The sequence below is a fragment of the Bacteroidota bacterium genome, from assembly GCA_016722375.1.
Lineage (GTDB): Bacteria > Bacteroidota > Bacteroidia > Chitinophagales > LD1 > Bog-950.
The window spans coordinates 198,964-214,069 of sequence record JADKJG010000007.1 but is presented as its reverse complement, the minus strand read 5'-3'; the positions used below and the strand labels follow the sequence as shown (position 1 = coordinate 214,069).

16 protein-coding genes are annotated in these 15,106 nt (G+C 40.6%); 10 read left to right on the top strand and 6 right to left on the bottom strand.

Going from position 1 to position 15,106, the window contains the following annotated elements:
- Positions 1-422 precede the first annotated feature (422 nt).
- Both IPP77_11850 and IPP77_11845 read left to right on the top strand, forming a co-directional pair.
- Positions 423-2,030 (top strand): hypothetical protein, encoded by a 1,608-nt coding sequence (locus tag IPP77_11850; protein ID MBL0310332.1) that lies wholly within the window; start codon positions 423-425, stop codon positions 2,028-2,030.
- A 29-nt stretch (positions 2,031-2,059) separates the two neighbouring features.
- Entirely contained in the window at positions 2,060-2,824 is a 765-nt protein-coding gene (locus IPP77_11845) for a hypothetical protein (protein ID MBL0310331.1), read from the top strand.
- A 173-nt stretch (positions 2,825-2,997) separates the two neighbouring features.
- Here IPP77_11845 and IPP77_11840 read toward each other — a convergent pair whose 3' ends face one another.
- From IPP77_11840 to IPP77_11820, 5 genes are all read right to left on the bottom strand, one after another.
- Complete coding sequence (locus IPP77_11840) at positions 2,998-3,321, bottom strand: transposase (protein ID MBL0310330.1); 324 nt, start codon at positions 3,319-3,321, stop codon at positions 2,998-3,000.
- 203 nt (positions 3,322-3,524) lie between these two features.
- A complete protein-coding gene (locus IPP77_11835; GenBank protein ID MBL0310329.1) occupies positions 3,525-4,325 on the bottom strand; it encodes a transposase in 801 nt (266 codons plus the stop codon).
- 83 nt (positions 4,326-4,408) lie between these two features.
- Positions 4,409-4,906 carry a transposase gene (locus IPP77_11830; protein ID MBL0310328.1) on the bottom strand — a complete coding sequence of 166 codons (498 nt, stop codon included), beginning with the start codon at positions 4,904-4,906 and terminating at the stop codon, positions 4,409-4,411.
- Positions 4,907-5,059: 153 nt separating this feature from the next.
- Positions 5,060-5,311 (bottom strand): hypothetical protein, encoded by a 252-nt coding sequence (locus tag IPP77_11825; protein ID MBL0310327.1) that lies wholly within the window; start codon positions 5,309-5,311, stop codon positions 5,060-5,062.
- Positions 5,312-5,493: 182 nt separating this feature from the next.
- Positions 5,494-6,105: a hypothetical protein gene (locus IPP77_11820; protein MBL0310326.1), complete on the bottom strand. Its 612-nt coding sequence runs from the start codon at positions 6,103-6,105 to the stop codon at positions 5,494-5,496.
- 458 nt (positions 6,106-6,563) lie between these two features.
- Here IPP77_11820 and IPP77_11815 point away from each other — a divergent pair, with 458 nt between their 5' ends.
- The 4 genes from IPP77_11815 (at position 6,564) to IPP77_11800 (ending at position 8,936) form a co-directional block, all read left to right on the top strand.
- A complete protein-coding gene (locus tag IPP77_11815; GenBank protein MBL0310325.1) occupies positions 6,564-6,734 on the top strand; it encodes a hypothetical protein in 171 nt (56 codons plus the stop codon).
- A 125-nt stretch (positions 6,735-6,859) separates the two neighbouring features.
- Positions 6,860-8,023, top strand: coding sequence for an outer membrane protein assembly factor BamD (gene bamD / locus IPP77_11810; protein MBL0310324.1), 1,164 nt, complete (start codon positions 6,860-6,862; stop codon positions 8,021-8,023).
- On the top strand, positions 8,016-8,378 hold the full coding sequence (locus IPP77_11805; GenBank protein ID MBL0310323.1) for a DNA-directed RNA polymerase subunit omega: 363 nt from the start codon (positions 8,016-8,018) through the stop codon (positions 8,376-8,378). Before bamD ends, IPP77_11805 begins: the two co-directional genes overlap by 8 nt.
- A 36-nt stretch (positions 8,379-8,414) precedes the next feature.
- Positions 8,415-8,936, top strand: coding sequence for a phosphopantothenoylcysteine decarboxylase (locus tag IPP77_11800; GenBank protein MBL0310322.1), 522 nt, complete (start codon positions 8,415-8,417; stop codon positions 8,934-8,936).
- A 110-nt stretch (positions 8,937-9,046) separates the two neighbouring features.
- Here IPP77_11800 and IPP77_11795 read toward each other — a convergent pair whose 3' ends face one another.
- Positions 9,047-11,065, bottom strand: a complete 2,019-nt coding sequence (locus tag IPP77_11795; protein MBL0310321.1) for a T9SS type A sorting domain-containing protein — start codon at positions 11,063-11,065, stop codon at positions 9,047-9,049.
- A 38-nt stretch (positions 11,066-11,103) separates the two neighbouring features.
- Here IPP77_11795 and IPP77_11790 point away from each other — a divergent pair, with 38 nt between their 5' ends.
- The 4 genes from IPP77_11790 to fusA all read left to right on the top strand — a co-directional run bounded on the left by IPP77_11790 (position 11,104) and on the right by fusA (position 15,016).
- The gene (locus IPP77_11790; protein ID MBL0310320.1) at positions 11,104-11,424 is read left to right on the top strand and encodes a hypothetical protein; all 321 of its coding nucleotides are present in this window, start codon (positions 11,104-11,106) and stop codon (positions 11,422-11,424) included.
- A 485-nt stretch (positions 11,425-11,909) separates the two neighbouring features.
- Entirely contained in the window at positions 11,910-12,314 is a 405-nt protein-coding gene (locus IPP77_11785) for a 30S ribosomal protein S12 (GenBank protein MBL0310319.1), read from the top strand.
- Between the two features lie 31 nt (positions 12,315-12,345).
- Positions 12,346-12,813 (top strand): 30S ribosomal protein S7, encoded by a 468-nt coding sequence (gene rpsG, locus IPP77_11780; GenBank protein MBL0310318.1) that lies wholly within the window; start codon positions 12,346-12,348, stop codon positions 12,811-12,813.
- 85 nt (positions 12,814-12,898) lie between these two features.
- Positions 12,899-15,016, top strand: coding sequence for an elongation factor G (gene fusA, locus IPP77_11775; GenBank protein ID MBL0310317.1), 2,118 nt, complete (start codon positions 12,899-12,901; stop codon positions 15,014-15,016).
- Positions 15,017-15,106: the final 90 nt, after the last annotated feature.

Below are 15,106 nucleotides of genomic sequence, written 5' to 3'. Positions count from 1 at the left end.
TAACTACCCCAGTACCGGTGACGAGAATAAAGCAGTCAATATTGGCAGTAGAGAATAGAATGAAACAGATTCAGAAAGTTCAACGACAAGTCCGAAAGTAGAAAAAGATGAACTGGATTTAACAACATCAATAGAAGAAAGACCGGAAATAGGCGAGAAAAATAAGTGGCTATATCCGAAAGATGGATTTGGAAAAATGGAGCACGGTGTGGTAGATGATGAATCAAAGATAGCACACAAAAAGGGTAAGAAGAAAAAGATGAGAATAATATTCCTGGATTAAATTATTTATACTGAAATCAATTTAATGTTGAACAACTAAAGCGAAATAAATGCAATTTGGTATTTTGCACTTACGCGCAAAAAATGTAACAACAGAAAGAACCTACCATATTTACAAGCAGTAACAAAAACTTTATGATATGAATCCTTCTACAATCGTTGTCCTATTTATTTTCGGTTTACTAATTGGTTACCGTGCTGACAGATTAGGTAGGAATTTTCTCATTTGGATGATATGCGCTATGATTTTTACTCCGATTCTAACTTGGATAGCGTTAGAAATATCTGGAAAATCAGATGATATGAAAGAAGAAGAAAAGAAAAACTTGATTCTGAAAAATGAACCGATCGCTGAACCTGATACCGAAGTAATCACACCAAACGGTAATGTATTCAGGTTTGTTTCTAGAAAAGAAGGTGATTTCGAGGAAAGTTCTTCAACCTTGGAATCTGTTGAGCAAACCAGCCCTCATAACAAAGAAGAAAAGCAGGAGTTAAATTCTGTGGAAGAGAAATTAACAAATGAGGCACAACAACTTTTAGCAGTAGACGGAAAAACTTCTAAAACTGATGCTACAACAGTTCCAAATGGTAAATGGTTTAATAAAAAAACTCTTGCAGTTTCTTTGAATCAAACACAAAAAATTATTTATAGCATATCTACCTTCCTAATTACCCTAGTTTTAGCGTATGCAATTGCGGAAGATATTGATTCTGAAATGACAATCAGCGAAACATGGGGCATATGGATAATTTTCATTTTAATTCAAGCATGGTTTCAAAATAAATTATGGAATTCGGACCCTAATGTAAACTTTGTCTTTTATTTCCCCCGAATATCAGGTCTCCTCAATCCGATTAAATCATTAACCAACTCTCATAATATTAAAAAGCTGCAAATAGTATCTCCACCAATCATTAAACCTGATCACGAGAAACCAATTCAGCCTATTAAAACGAAAAAAGACATTACCACAATACTGATTTATGGACTTTGCGCTTTAGTGCTTATTATGATAATAGTAGCTATTGCTACTAGCAATGATAAGCCAACGGAAAACAATAGCACATCAATTTTAAAAGGTATAAATGAACAAGCGCAAACGAGTGAAGTGCCTGAAAATAGCGAAGCAACTACAACGGCAGTAAATAGACCTCTTACGTTCGATAATGAAACAGTTTCAAAACTCTTAAATGAATTGGAAAATGGTCAGGTTAAGATTTATGATTTTAAAGGCCCTTCATCATTAGGTTTCAAGTTTAAATCGACTTTTCCTGAATCGCTAAAATACTTTGTAAAAAAAGATGCTAAATGTCAAGCCGGTCTAGAACTACATGACAGAAATGGCAATCTGCTTGTATATTCAATTGAACTAAATGAAGGACATTCACTAGATAACTATTCAAGTTCTCAATTAGATGAAGTTCTTGACGGAACACTTAATTTTCAAATTGAAAACATTTATAAAAAAACGAGTAAGAGCTACGAAATTATAGATGAGGGAAGAAAAATGTTTATCGGCAACTTCAGAGCAAAGTATTTTGACATTTTCTTAGAGCATCTCGAAGATAGTGAAATTAAATATTCCGCAATCCGCACCTATATTTTTTACTTTAAAGGGGGCAATGGTCAACTCAATTTTTGTTTGAGGAGCAATAATAAAACACAACTTAAAAAAGATTTTTCGGAATATGAAACTCTTTTTCAGCAGACAGCAAATATGTCAGAATTAAACAAGGAGCAGTAATTCAATTTGCTTTAGAAAAACTCATAAGTATGATTTCACAACTAAAACAGCGTAAACTCTTAATATGGTTTTTAGTTTTCGTAAATCTGACGTTGTTTGGTTATGTATATTTTAATTACTCAAATTCGGAATCTAAAAAAAGTGTCATCAATGGTTTGCCAATAATTCAGAGAACCAAACAGGCTGAACAAAAAAGTGCGATTGACACAAGCACTGCAGCATTAAAATTGGATTATGAATTGCTGAACGGTTATACAAAATTATTCAGCTTTGAGGATGAGGAAGAATTTTTTGGAACAAACCTAAGCATCAAATATCCCGAGAGCATGATTAGCGCCCCTGGTGACAAAAAAAGAACTATTCGCAAATTTGCAATTCTTGATGAAGACCGTTCTGAATTTCGTTGTGTAATAAATTTCCAACCCATGAAAATTCGGAGCGGGTCTTTAAAAGAGAAAAAAGAGGCCCTAAGTATAAAAAATCAAAGAAAAAACATTGAACAATTAAGACCATTGCTAAATAACTTTGAAATTTTAGATGTAGTTGATGGGATATTTGTAGCAAATCAACCTGCCTGTTACAGTGAGTATTATTTTGAGAACCTTAAAACAGATGGTGCTGACAGAATCAATTCAATGAGCAGAAATTACTCATTCTTTTATAATGGGGGTGTTGGTTCTGTGCATTTCTCTCTAGATTCAAGGAGATTGAGCAAAGAAGGAGTTATAGCAAAATTTGAATCCTATAAACGAATTATCAATCGAATGGTAAATAGCGTTGAGGTATATAAATAAATTCCCCTCTGGGTGTAGGCTATGCCAACACCACACATAGCGAGCAACTATTAATGATAGAAGGGCCCTAACAAAATCACTTCTTTTTCCGAGGGTAGTTGCATATAATTTGTAGCGCTACTAAAACGCCAATCTTCTGGTTTAAATAGTCAGTCCTTAAAAAGTCATTTCCATCAATTCAAAGATATTGGGTGCACTGGGAAGGTAAATAAGCGATTCAAAAAATCGAACAAAAAAGTAAGATCACCTTTCAAAACCTGATTGATGACTCGTTTGAAGTTATAAGCTGCCGCTGCTAACATCACATTTATTTGGTCTCCGACTATTCCCTTGTAAAAGTTTCTTCCTAACCGATAGTTTTGTTTCAAATGACCAATAGTGGGTTCGATGGCTGCTCTTCGTTGTAAATCTTCTTTTCGCTTTTGTTTCTGATAAGCGTTTTGTTTTATCAGCGGTGTTCTTGGCTGAACGATTTGGGTTGCGCCGACTTGTCTCACTCCCTGTATCCTAAATCTACTATGGCCTTTCGCGGAACTTTGTTGTGTAGTTTTTGATATTGTGCTAAAGTGGGTTTCAGCGTGTGTGCGTCATACACATTCTTTTCAATGTTGAGTGCTGCTACAATCACTCCGCTGTTTCGTGTCCGGGGCTATGGATACTTTGCTTCCGAACTCATATTTCTTATGTTCTTTCCCTTTGCTCATACATTGCACATGCGGCTCATGTAAACTGTAGATCTTGTGTTGGTCGCCTCGCTTTTGTGCCAATATTTTTTGAAGAGTTCAAACAGGGATGCGTACTCCGCTAATTGTTCTGTGGTGAGTTTGCGCTCTAAGTCCCGCACTAATCGTCCCGCAATAGTTTTTATTTTCTTCGTGGCTTTACGTGCTTTCTTTTGTTGTTGTTTGCTGCGATGAAAGCGAAGCAGGTAACGAAGCTTCTTCACCGTGCGACTATACGATTGGCGCAAGTCCACTTCTTCTTTGTTTGCTATGCTTTGACATTTGGCAATTATCTTCTGATGCAGTTTGCTGTCGGTGGGAAATGTGATGTTTTTTTCCTGCACCGTCGTGTCAATCGTCACTTCCTCTTCCGCTCCGTCTTTTCCATTCACCCGGATACTTTCTTTTAAAATCAACTCTACTCCTTCTGCTCCGATGCGGTGGCGGAAGTGAACCAACTCCGATGCTTCACAGGGCGAACCGTTGGCAAAACTCTTTTCTCCGCAGAAATATTGATAATAAACATTCTCGCTCCATTGCTCCACTACGCTTTCATCACTGAGATTGCGAACGTGTTTTAGAATGAGCAAGCCCACCATCAGGCGAATCGGTTTGCCGGGACGACCCATCTTGTCGCTGTAATGTTTGAGAAATGCGTCTTCAAACTGTTTCCAGTTGATACGGTTCGAAAGAACATACAACGGATGCTGATGATTGAGTTGTTCTTCGAAGCTGCTGTAGAAACTGAGTTGGGATTCGTTCGTGGCTTTCGGCTTCATATGGAATCTGCAAGATTTTCAACAAAGTTCGTTCACTTCTTGCAATCCAACGCTCTCTTTTTCAACTCCAAACCTTGATATGTCTATATCTCAGTGGTTTTTAAGGGCGGACTAAATACATAACCCGCTTCCACCGGGTTATTATGAATATAGTGCAGTTTCTGTTCTGTAATTTCAGGTGTACTGAGTTCAACAGGATGATTCCCTTCCTGCCACAATTGAAAGCCCTTGTGATGGGCGCTTTTTTCACCCGCGCGTTTCATCATCCAAAGCATCCATTCTTTTCGACTCTCGCCCGGATGGTTGTGAATCGCTTCCTTCAGCGTTCGCGATGTATAGCTTTTAAAATCACGCATGATACCTTCCAGAGGTTCCTTGCTTGAGCCGATGATCAAATGAATATGGCTTGGCATGATACAGTAAGCATACAGCTCAAGCCCTTTATTATTTTCGCAAAAAGTGAGACTTTCCATTATGGTTTTGCAATAATCGGTTCTCGAGAACAAATCTATCCAATAGACTACCGCAAAACTCACGAAATAAAGGTGCCCATCATTTACAAACTTGTATTTGCTGCTCATAAACTAAATATAGCCGTTTTGATTTGGCACGAGCGGACGCTCGCGCCAGTGCGAGTGTGAGAATCAAGGCGCATCTTGCGCTTTAAAATGCCGGAGGCAATTCAAGCCGACACTCGCGAGACGCGCGCGACAGCAGGAAACGAATAAAACGCTTTAGGCACTCTTTTTAAATTCCAGCCGTATAGTACTACAATCCATTTCGGGGGCTATATCTATCAGGTAAAATTGCTTTTTATTGAATTCGCGCATACAATAATCTTCTATGAACTTGGTTTCGCGGGTATTGGCCTCAAGCAACAGGTAATTGTCGATCATCTGTTGTTCGCGCGCTTCGGTGGAGCTAAGGGTTATTATATAGGTTATATCCGAGTCGTTGTTTTCAACCTTTATCAATTTGTGTTCCATGTATATGGCTAATATAAGTGTTCGGGCTGCATTGGCGCGGGATTTAGCCCCTCTCGGCGTAGGCTATGCCTACGTCGCTTAAGTTGGTAGCCTTTGGCTACTTTTTTCAGCTAATTGCTGTATACTTACGGGGCTTAGGCTAAGCCTACGCCCAGATGCGGTATTACCGTTTCCAGTTATTTCTATCCATCTAATTTCCACGGCTCCAATCCCAGTTCTCTAAATTTTACCGTTACGGATTGAAGTAGCACCAGCAATTGTTCGGAATTATATTTTTTATTGTAGTTGTGCATGAAAGAACTGATAGCTAAATACTCTCCATGGTCTTTTACATCAAAAACCTCTTCATCCACCATAAACACGCTTGTAAAATCACTTTTGGGTGGTGAGATGGTAGTGACAAACAAAAAGACTTCTCCTTCAATATCTATAGAAGGAATTAATTTCAATCCATATCCATTAATGAATCCAAATATCCCCTCCGCATTATGTTTAAATCCCGGTGCATGTAAAATCCCTTCAAGCGGGGGGCTATGCATCAGTTGTGGTATCGAATTGCTCATCTTCTGACTTTTTGATAAAAGCAACCATATTACAAACACAAGAGGAACAGCTATGATTACCAAAGTTCCGCCGATGGCAATCCAAATGGAGGGTTCCCGGTCAAAGCGATAATACAACAGCCAAAAGATTAGGATGATGGTGAGAATTAAAATTAATGGTTTTAAATATTGCCGGATACCAAAACTGTCCATGAACGTACCCGCAACAACTCTTAGCATTTTTATATCCATGGGATCTAAGTTTAAATCAGGATAAATTTAAAAAAATCCATATCACCCCCGGTGTAGGCTCGCCCCATAAGTGTTCAAAACCTATGATGAGTTAAACAAATGGGGCGCATTATCTGGATTTCCTCCATCGTTCTTCCAAGTGTTAGCGTAGCGCACTTGGAAGTTGTAATAAGCTAAAGTCTCCGACTTTTCAATACCTTTTTGGCTCATATACATCTTCCAATATTATCACGGGTAGCAAGCCTTTTTCACTACTATGATCTTTTGCGCTTGAGTAAATATAGTGCTCGGCTGTATCTACTCCTTCTGGGTGTAGGCTATGCCTGCACCCCGCAAGCATGCAGCCTCCGGCTACTTGCATTTTTTCATTTTAGAGTGTGCAAACATCTTGGAGGACCATCCAGATAAAAAAGGATTGGCACAAGTTGGACCTTTAGAGAAATCAATAACTTTGCATTATGACAACGATAAAAGAATTAAACAAAAAGAAAGTTCCGGTGGTGCGGATTGACAAGGCATTAAACAAATACAGCAATGTTGTTTTGTTCCCTGACAAAGTTGAAAAAGCAAACGAAATGTTGCGGACCATTGGTCTTCCGAAAGTTCCCACTAAAAAACGCAGTAGATAATTGTAATGAGACTAGCATTGCGCTAAGCCCTGCACATATAGGCGGAGAGTCAGAATAGTAGAAGAAACCAGTCCAAAGGCGCTCCTTTTATGCCCTATCAAAAAGAATATCTTTGCCCGCCTCTTATGAATAAATACACCTCCGACACATTTAATTTTCGTACTACCTTTTTTGCACTTATCGCTTTCTGCTTCGCTTTCCTTTTGGCTTGCGAAACACCGGAAAAGGTACTCAAGTCCAATGATTTGGAGTATAAAAAAGCCAAGGCAATATTCTGGTATAATAAGAAGGAGTATGTAAAGTGTATCCCGGTTATGGAGGAATTGATAGGCTTGCTTAAAGGGAGACAATCTACAGAAGACCTATACTATATGTATGCCAATGCCAATTTCAAGCAGGGTGATTACATGATTTCTGCTTATCACTTCAAAAACTATTACGACTTATACTCCAGTAGCGACAAGGCAGAGGAAGCACTTTTTATGCAAGCTAAAAGCTTGCAGAACTTGACCTCGAAACCTGATTTGGATCAGACTTACACATTTAAGGCAATAGAGGCCTATCAATTGTTTCTTAATTCATATCCGGGTAGCCATTTTATTGAGGAATCAAATACTGCAATGGCAGAACTTCGACGCAAACTGGAGAAGAAGGCACTTCAGGGAGCGGAACTATATTTTAAGACCAGCAATTATAAAGCCGCAGCTACTTGTTATACCAACATTCTAAAAGACTTTCCCGATATACAAGAAAGCGAGAAAGTTTCATTTATGATTGTCAAATCTGGTTTTCGTTATGCGCAAAACTCAACTCCGGAGAAAAAAGCAGAACGGTTTAATATACTGATAAAGAACTATTACGACTTTCAATATAAATTTGGTAGCAGTAAATTTTTGCAGGAGGCAAAAAAATATGAGGAACAGGCTCATTATCTGGCTGTGCAGAGTGCCTTTCAATGGGCCGAAATTTCCCCTCTTGCCGACCGCGAAAAACATTTCGCGTCCTTTTTTCGAGAGGCAGAGCGCCACAAATCTTATATAGCGGCTGACAGCAAAACCGCTGAAAAAATAGCTGAATGGGTGGAAAAAGGCTACTTTTTGGTTCTCAAATCCAATTTTGAGTTAAGCGAAGCCCGAAAAAGTACTCTGAAAGTGCCTGCATTAGAACAAACTTTGAAAACTTATTATACCTTTGTCGACCAATTTCCCAAAAGCCGTTTCATCAAGGAGGCAGAAAGGATATATAATGAGTCAAGCGAACAACTGAAAAAACTGAAAAACAATGGATAAATCGAAGAAAATCAAGATGAGCCAAACCAGTCCCCTGATTGAAACTCAGAATCTGGAAGCTATGGCAAAAGAAACGGGCAACGTGTATGAATCCATCTATGTGATTTCTAACAGAGCCAATCAAATTGCTTCTGAAATCAAGCAAGAGTTACATGCCAAACTCGAAGATTTTGCTTCGCATACGGACAACTTAGAAGAGATTCACGAGAACCGCGAGCAAATTGAGATTTCCAAGTTTTATGAAAAGCTTCCTCATGCTACCATTCTGGCTACTAAAGAATATTTAGCCCATGAATTAGTGGTTCGTTCGATAGACGAAGTTGACGAAGCCGAGGTAGTTGCCGAATCTAACTAAACGACGACATGATGAGCTACCTCAAAGGCAAAAAAATTGTTCCTGGGGGTATGTGGCTCTATAGCAGCTTATAAATCTGCAGCGCTTACTCGCCTGCTTGTCAAATCAGAAGCCGAAGTGCAAGTCATTATGACTGCTTCGGCTTCTGACTTTATAGCTCCACTTACGTTTTCTGTGTTGAGCAAAAAGAAAGTTTATACCGGTGTGAGCGACGACAGCCAAAGCTGGAATAATCATGTGGAATTGGGGATGTGGGCCGATGCCATATTGGTGGCTCCTGCTTCGGCAAACTCTATTGCCAAAATGGCTGCCGGCATTTGTGATAATATGTTGCTGGCCACCTATCTTTCGGCGAAATGTCCTGTGTTCTTTGCTCCGGCTATGGATCTTGATATGTGGAAGCATAAAGCAGTGAAAAGGAATATTGATTTACTTCACAGTTACGGAAATATCCTCATTCCAGTGGAGCACGGTGAATTGGCTAGTGGCCTTGTTGGTGATGGGCGAATGGCCGAACCTGAACATATTATCCAGCGCTTAGAAGAATACTTCTCCTAATCAAATTATCCCTGATTATATAGAGATTTAAACTCGAAAATCACGAAACAAAAAAGACCGACTATCTCTCGATATCGGTCTTTTTTGTTAATCTATATGATAGCATTCTATCACTCGATTATCATCACCTTTATGGGTTGCGACCGATTAATCTGAAGGAGATATATTCCTTGCGGCAATGTAGGTAAGTTCATCTGCCGGTTGCTCGAAATCCGTTCGCGGTGTACCAACTGTCCGAAGGCATTATATAATTCCGCATCCATCGGCTCGCCCGAAGGCAAGGAGGAAGAAATGTAAAGCGTCCCATTCGTTGGATTTGGATAAATGTGGAAAGAAGCACTGCCGTCTTTTAATATTTCTATTCCTGAAATTATCAGACTAGTATCCATAGTAGTAGTCCCTGCCTTGTTGGCAATCCACTGGTTGGGGTCCACTACAAAACCCGTAACAGAATCACTGCTTGAAATATTAAAGGAAGAAACATTCTGACCAATGTAGAACCTTAAAGTGGTATCGGCATTTGCACGCAGCACTTTAACCTCAAGCGATGTTTTGATTAATGGCGTGTTGGTAGAAGAAGTCGTCTCGGTAACTTCCATCATCAACTGTCCGTTCTTCTGATTCCATTTGATATTAAAGGTTGGGAAACCATATCCATAATACCAACCCGCAAAGAAGTCGGTTAAATCCATTCCGGTAGTAGTTTCCATCACGTCTATAAAATCACTGCCCCGCGCGTTGCCTCCCGCATATTGCGACAAGTAATTGCGCAAGCCCAGAAAAAATATTGAATCATTATTTATTTCAAAGCGCAGTGAGTTAATCATCATCGCCGGTTTTTCATAATAAGCGGTCCGTCCTGTGCCACCATACAGACTGTTAACACTATTCGTATCACTGACGTAGTGAAAGATAGAAGTATTGGCGTTGGTGACATTGACCGTACCAATGTTGGCACCATAAAGCGGATTGCCTACTTCATATTCTGTACAAAGTTTGATTCTGCCAGAGTCCGGATTTGCTGAACTCAGTTCGCTATAAAGCGACTCGCCCCAACGGGCAAAGCCCTCGTTCAGCCATAGGTCTCTGTAGGAAGCACAGGTAACGTGAGCACCAAACCACTGGTGCATAATCTCATGTTCCATCACTGTGCCGATATTTCCCATGGCGATAATGGTTTGGTTTTCCATTCCGCCGCCTAGGTAAACACTGGCCAGGCCTAATGTTTCATCATAAAAAGGATACAGGCCTAATAGACTGCTGAACTTGCTCAATATATCCACAGCCGTATTGGTGTTGATTGCTGCTCCGAATCCGTTCACAGCCATAGAATCGGTTCTTCCGGTTGGGTGAAAATACTCTGTGGTTTTAGCCATTCCGGATTTAGTACCCACTACAAAAGCAATAAGAAAAAAATCAATCGGGTATTTGGATTTGTATTCCCAACGATTCTTGTTCGAGCCTACCGGAACCGTGTTTTGCAACAATCCGTTAGCGACCGCCACATTGGCAGTATCAGTGGTGATAAAAAACCAAGAGGAGTCTGCTTTGTCCGTCAGGCTTTGTTTGCAGGGAAACCAAGTGGAGGCATTATAAGGTGGAGATGCATTAAATATATTGGGGTATTGAGTGGTTGGAGTAAATACCGCTCCACCCGAAGGACCGAGAGTAGATGTTTGAGGATTGCCGTGGTAATAAACCCTTACTTCCACCATTTGATTTAAGGCAGCTGTAAAGGGAAGTACGACATTGATGGCCGTTGTGCTAGCGATACGGGCAAAATTGGCCGATTGAAAAGAGCCGCCGTTTAGGGCTGCTTGAACCGAATCAATAGTGAACAAAGCAGAAAGTTCCACACCGAAAGTATCCAAACTACTCACGAGTGATTTGGTGCGCATCAACACGTTACCAGAAATAGTGTAGGGAGCTGTACGCTGCATATTCAGATCAAGAAAATAGAAGCCTACATCATACTTGGCCATGCGCGCCACATGGTCGGGTGAGGCTACAATCTGAGCATCGCGATTGGCGGCAGAGCCTGAAAAATGGTTACAATAAAATCCCTGATTTGCATTTGCATTTGTCAGGGCCGCAAACAATCCCATTAAGAGTAAGTAGATATTTTTCATAACCACAAAGCTATCAAAACATACAAATTATTCGAGCAATGAATGTTAAAATCAGGTGGCTGAATGGCTTCCCAGATTACGGCTACCGGGTGATACTATTGGTATTCCATGCTTTGTTCATTCTCCCACAAAATTTTTCACCAAAAAAATTTAACGCCTCTCTTATTTTATTGTTGCTGGAGTCATCTGCACGTACGTACTTGGTCTGTGACTTTGATAGATTGCTTCCTCACGTGCGGTTTAAGTCTGTGGCTTTCACAGACAGCGAACATCCCTGCGTTGGTACAGTGTGGCCGGAAAGAATGGACGATGCGAGCAATGAATATAGCCTGTATATAAAGAGTCTTTTGAAAGACTAAATGTACTAATCAATACACGATTTTCCAACCTGTCGCGGCTAAATAGCACATTAAAGAATCACTTTTATATCGTTTTGACACAAACGGTTGGCGTTTTGATGTGTTCAATTTGTATTTGTATGAAGATGGTTTCTGTTCGCACCAAAGCGGCATCTATTTTGGTGCGAATAGATGATGTTCGGAACAAAACTCCATCTATTCGCATCAAAACGCTTCGAGTTCAAACCAAAACATCCCGCGTTTGCACCAAAACAGTTCGTGTTTTGTGCAAAACGCGGGATGTTTGCATCGAAGCAATACAATGGAATCATCTCCCGACCCTGAGAATGGAAAAATGGCCTTCTGACAAGATCGGAGATGGGTCAAAATTGTACAGGTAGATTATTATTCTTTCATTTGATAGAAATACAAGCTATTTATTCTGAGTCATTGTTTTGTAATTCAGAGAATAAATCTACTTTTGCCGTCCAAAATTTTTTAAGCGGATGCCTACAATACAGCAATTAGTAAGAAAATCGCGCTCGATTATACGGGCTAAATCGAAGAGTCGTGCATTGGATTCATGTCCACAGAAAAGAGGGGTATGTACCCGTGTTTACACGACTACTCCAAAGAAGTCTAACTCTGCACTTCGCAAGGTGGCTAAGGTTCGCTTGACGAATGCGATAGAGGTGATTGCTTATATTCCTGGTGAAGGGCATAACCTTCAAGAGCACTCCATCGTGCTGATTCGCGGAGGACGGGTAAAAGACCTTCCGGGTGTTCGTTACCACATCGTCCGTGGTTCATTGGACACGGCTGGTGTAGAAAATAGAAAGCAAAGCCGTTCTAAATACGGAACCAAGAGACCCAAAGCCGGTGCTGCCGCAGTTCCTGCCAAAAAGAAATAGTTCATTACAAATAATTTTTCAGTAAGAAGAAATGAGAAAAAAAAGAGCACCGAAAAGATATGTTCAACCAGACCCTAAGTTTGGTGATGTGATGGTTACCCAGTTTGTTAACCGCATTATGTATGAAGGCAAAAAGGCAGTGGCTTATGGCATTTTCTATGATGCCTTGGACCTGATTGAAGAAAGAACCAAAGAAAATTCTTTGGATGTTTGGAAAAAAGCACTCCAAAATGTTGGACCCTCTGTAGAGGTGAAGACTCGCCGTATTGGTGGAGCTAACTTTCAGATTCCTACGGAAGTTCGTGGTGACAGAAAGGCGGGAGTAGCCATGAAATGGATTATTCAGTATAGCCGTGACCGGAACGGCAGGTCTATGGCCGATAAATTGGCCAGCGAAATTGTAGCTGCCTCAAAAGGTGAAGGCGGTGCTTTCAAAAAGAAAGAAGACACGCACAAAATGGCTGAAGCCAACAAGGCTTTCGCGCATTTCAAATTCTAATCCGAACAGTCATTCATTAAGTAACGATAAAATAAATTCCCCTCCTCTAAAGAATTAGAGCAACAAAAACGAGGGGTGATAAAAAATGGGTAAAGACCTTAGCTACACAAGGAATATTGGAATCGCAGCTCACATTGACGCCGGTAAAACAACTACTACCGAGCGTATTTTGTATTACACCGGTGTGAACTACAAGCTCGGTGAGGTGCATGAAGGTGGAGCTACCATGGACTGGATGGAGCAAGAGCAGGAGCGTGGTATTACCATTACCTCTGCGGCTACTCGTTGCCATTGGACTTGGAAAGACAAGAAATACGACATTAATATTATTGATACTCCCGGACACGTTGACTTTACCGTAGAGGTAAACCGTTCATTGCGCGTATTGGATGGTCTGGTGTTTTTGTTTTCAGCCGTTGACGGTGTTGAGCCTCAATCTGAAACTAACTGGCGTTTGGCTGATAACTACAATGTAGCCCGTTTAGGTTTTGTAAACAAAATGGACCGTTCAGGTGCAGATTTCTTTAACGTAGTTAAGCAAGTGCAAACTATGTTGGGTTCTACTCCAATGGTAATGCAAATTCCTATTGGTAACGAAGAGAAGTTTAAGGGGGTGGTTGACTTGATAACCAATAAAGCAATCATCTTTAGTGAAGATGATAAAGGGATGACTTCGAAAGAAGTGGAAGTTCCTGCTGATTTAGTAGAAGAAGTAAAGCTATATCGCGAGAAGATGTTGGAGCAGGTGGCAGAGTTTGACGACCACTTGATGGAAAAATATTTTACCGATCCCAATTCTATTTCTGTTGAAGAGATTACTGCTGCCGTACGGAAGGCGGTGATTGCCCAGAAAGTAGTTCCGATGTATTGCGGTTCCGCATTTAAAAACAAAGGAGTGCAGGCGGTATTGGATGCAGTTTGTGCCATTCTTCCTTCACCACAGGATAAGCCAACTATTAAGGGAACAAATCCAGACACCGAAGAAGAACTGGAGATTCACCCAGACACAGATGCTCCTTTTTGTGCATTAGCGTTTAAAATTGCGACGGATCCTTATGTAGGCCGTTTGGCATACTTCAGAGTTTATCAGGGTTCTTTAGACGCAGGTTCATACATTTTGAATACCCGCACCGGAAAGAAAGAACGTATCTCCCGTTTGTTCCAAATGCATGCTAATAAACAAAATGCAGTAGAGAGAGTAGAAGCAGGGGATATTGCTGCGGCCGTTGGTTTTAAAGATATCCGTACCGGTGATACCCTATGTGCAGAAAAGAATCCTGTGGTTCTTGAAAGCATGAAATTTCCTGAACCGGTTATCTCATTGGCTATTGAGCCCAAGGCACAGAAAGATTTGGATAAGTTGGGTATGTCTCTCGGCAAATTGGCTGAGGAAAACCCTACATTCAAAGTGACTTTTGATGATCAAACCGGGCAAACCATTATTGCAGGAATGGATGAGTTGCACTTAGAAATTCTTGTTGACCGCTTGCGCAGAGAGTTTAACGTAGAATGTAACCAAGGAGCGCCTCAGGTTACCTATAAAGAGCGTTTGACTAAGACGATTGAGCACCGCGAACAATACAAAAAGCAAACGGGTGGTCGTGGTAAGTTTGCCGATATTAAGATTGAAATAGGACCTGCCGATGAAGGAACTGTTGGATTGCAGTTTGTGAATGATGTATTTGGAGGCTCCATTCCCCGTGAGTTTATTGCTCCTGTAGAAAAAGGTTTTAAGGAAGCAATGAAGACAGGTGTATTGGCAGGGTATGAGTTAGATAGTTTGAAGGTTCGTTTGTTTGATGGTTCATTCCATGCCGTTGACTCCGATGCATTATCATTTGAGTTATGCGCGAAATTAGCTTTCAGAACAGCGGCAAGAAACTGCAAACCGGTATTGCTCGAGCCAATTATGAAAGTAGAAGTTATTACTCCCGATGAAAACACCGGTGATGTAGTAGGTGATTTGAATAGAAGAAGAGGTTTACTAGAAGGGATGGAAGCAAAGGTAAATGCACAGGTAGTAAGAGCAAAAGTTCCTTTGAGCGAAATGTTCGGATACGTTACACAGTTAAGAACGTTGACTTCGGGCCGCGCAACTTCTACTATGGAGTTCCATAGTTTCCAACCGGCTCCTGAAAACGTAGCATCAACGGTGATTGCCAAGAATTCAGGAAAAACCAGAAGCAGCGCAGTAGGCGAATAAAGCCCCTAAATCCCCGAAGGGGACTAAAGGTAGATAAAGTAAAAAAAGAAAAATGATTTTTTTAAACAATAGAAGTAGTATAAACCAATT

Bases quoted from the DNA above. Each gene is read 5' to 3' on its own strand.
- IPP77_11850 (MBL0310332.1), top strand. From the start codon at position 423: ATGAATCCTTCTACAATCGTTGTCCTATTTATTTTCGGTTTACTAATT.
- IPP77_11845 (MBL0310331.1), top strand. From the start codon at position 2,060: ATGATTTCACAACTAAAACAGCGTAAACTCTTAATATGGTTTTTAGTT.
- IPP77_11835 (MBL0310329.1), bottom strand. From the start codon at position 4,325: ATGAAGCCGAAAGCCACGAACGAATCCCAACTCAGTTTCTACAGCAGC.
- IPP77_11830 (MBL0310328.1), bottom strand. From the start codon at position 4,906: ATGAGCAGCAAATACAAGTTTGTAAATGATGGGCACCTTTATTTCGTG.
- IPP77_11825 (MBL0310327.1), bottom strand. From the start codon at position 5,311: ATGGAACACAAATTGATAAAGGTTGAAAACAACGACTCGGATATAACC.
- IPP77_11820 (MBL0310326.1), bottom strand. From the start codon at position 6,105: ATGGATATAAAAATGCTAAGAGTTGTTGCGGGTACGTTCATGGACAGT.
- IPP77_11815 (MBL0310325.1), top strand. From the start codon at position 6,564: ATGACAACGATAAAAGAATTAAACAAAAAGAAAGTTCCGGTGGTGCGG.
- bamD (MBL0310324.1), top strand. From the start codon at position 6,860: ATGAATAAATACACCTCCGACACATTTAATTTTCGTACTACCTTTTTT.
- IPP77_11805 (MBL0310323.1), top strand. From the start codon at position 8,016: ATGGATAAATCGAAGAAAATCAAGATGAGCCAAACCAGTCCCCTGATT.
- IPP77_11795 (MBL0310321.1), bottom strand. From the start codon at position 11,065: ATGAAAAATATCTACTTACTCTTAATGGGATTGTTTGCGGCCCTGACA.
- IPP77_11790 (MBL0310320.1), top strand. From the start codon at position 11,104: ATGAATGTTAAAATCAGGTGGCTGAATGGCTTCCCAGATTACGGCTAC.
- IPP77_11785 (MBL0310319.1), top strand. From the start codon at position 11,910: ATGCCTACAATACAGCAATTAGTAAGAAAATCGCGCTCGATTATACGG.
- rpsG (MBL0310318.1), top strand. From the start codon at position 12,346: ATGAGAAAAAAAAGAGCACCGAAAAGATATGTTCAACCAGACCCTAAG.
- fusA (MBL0310317.1), top strand. From the start codon at position 12,899: ATGGGTAAAGACCTTAGCTACACAAGGAATATTGGAATCGCAGCTCAC.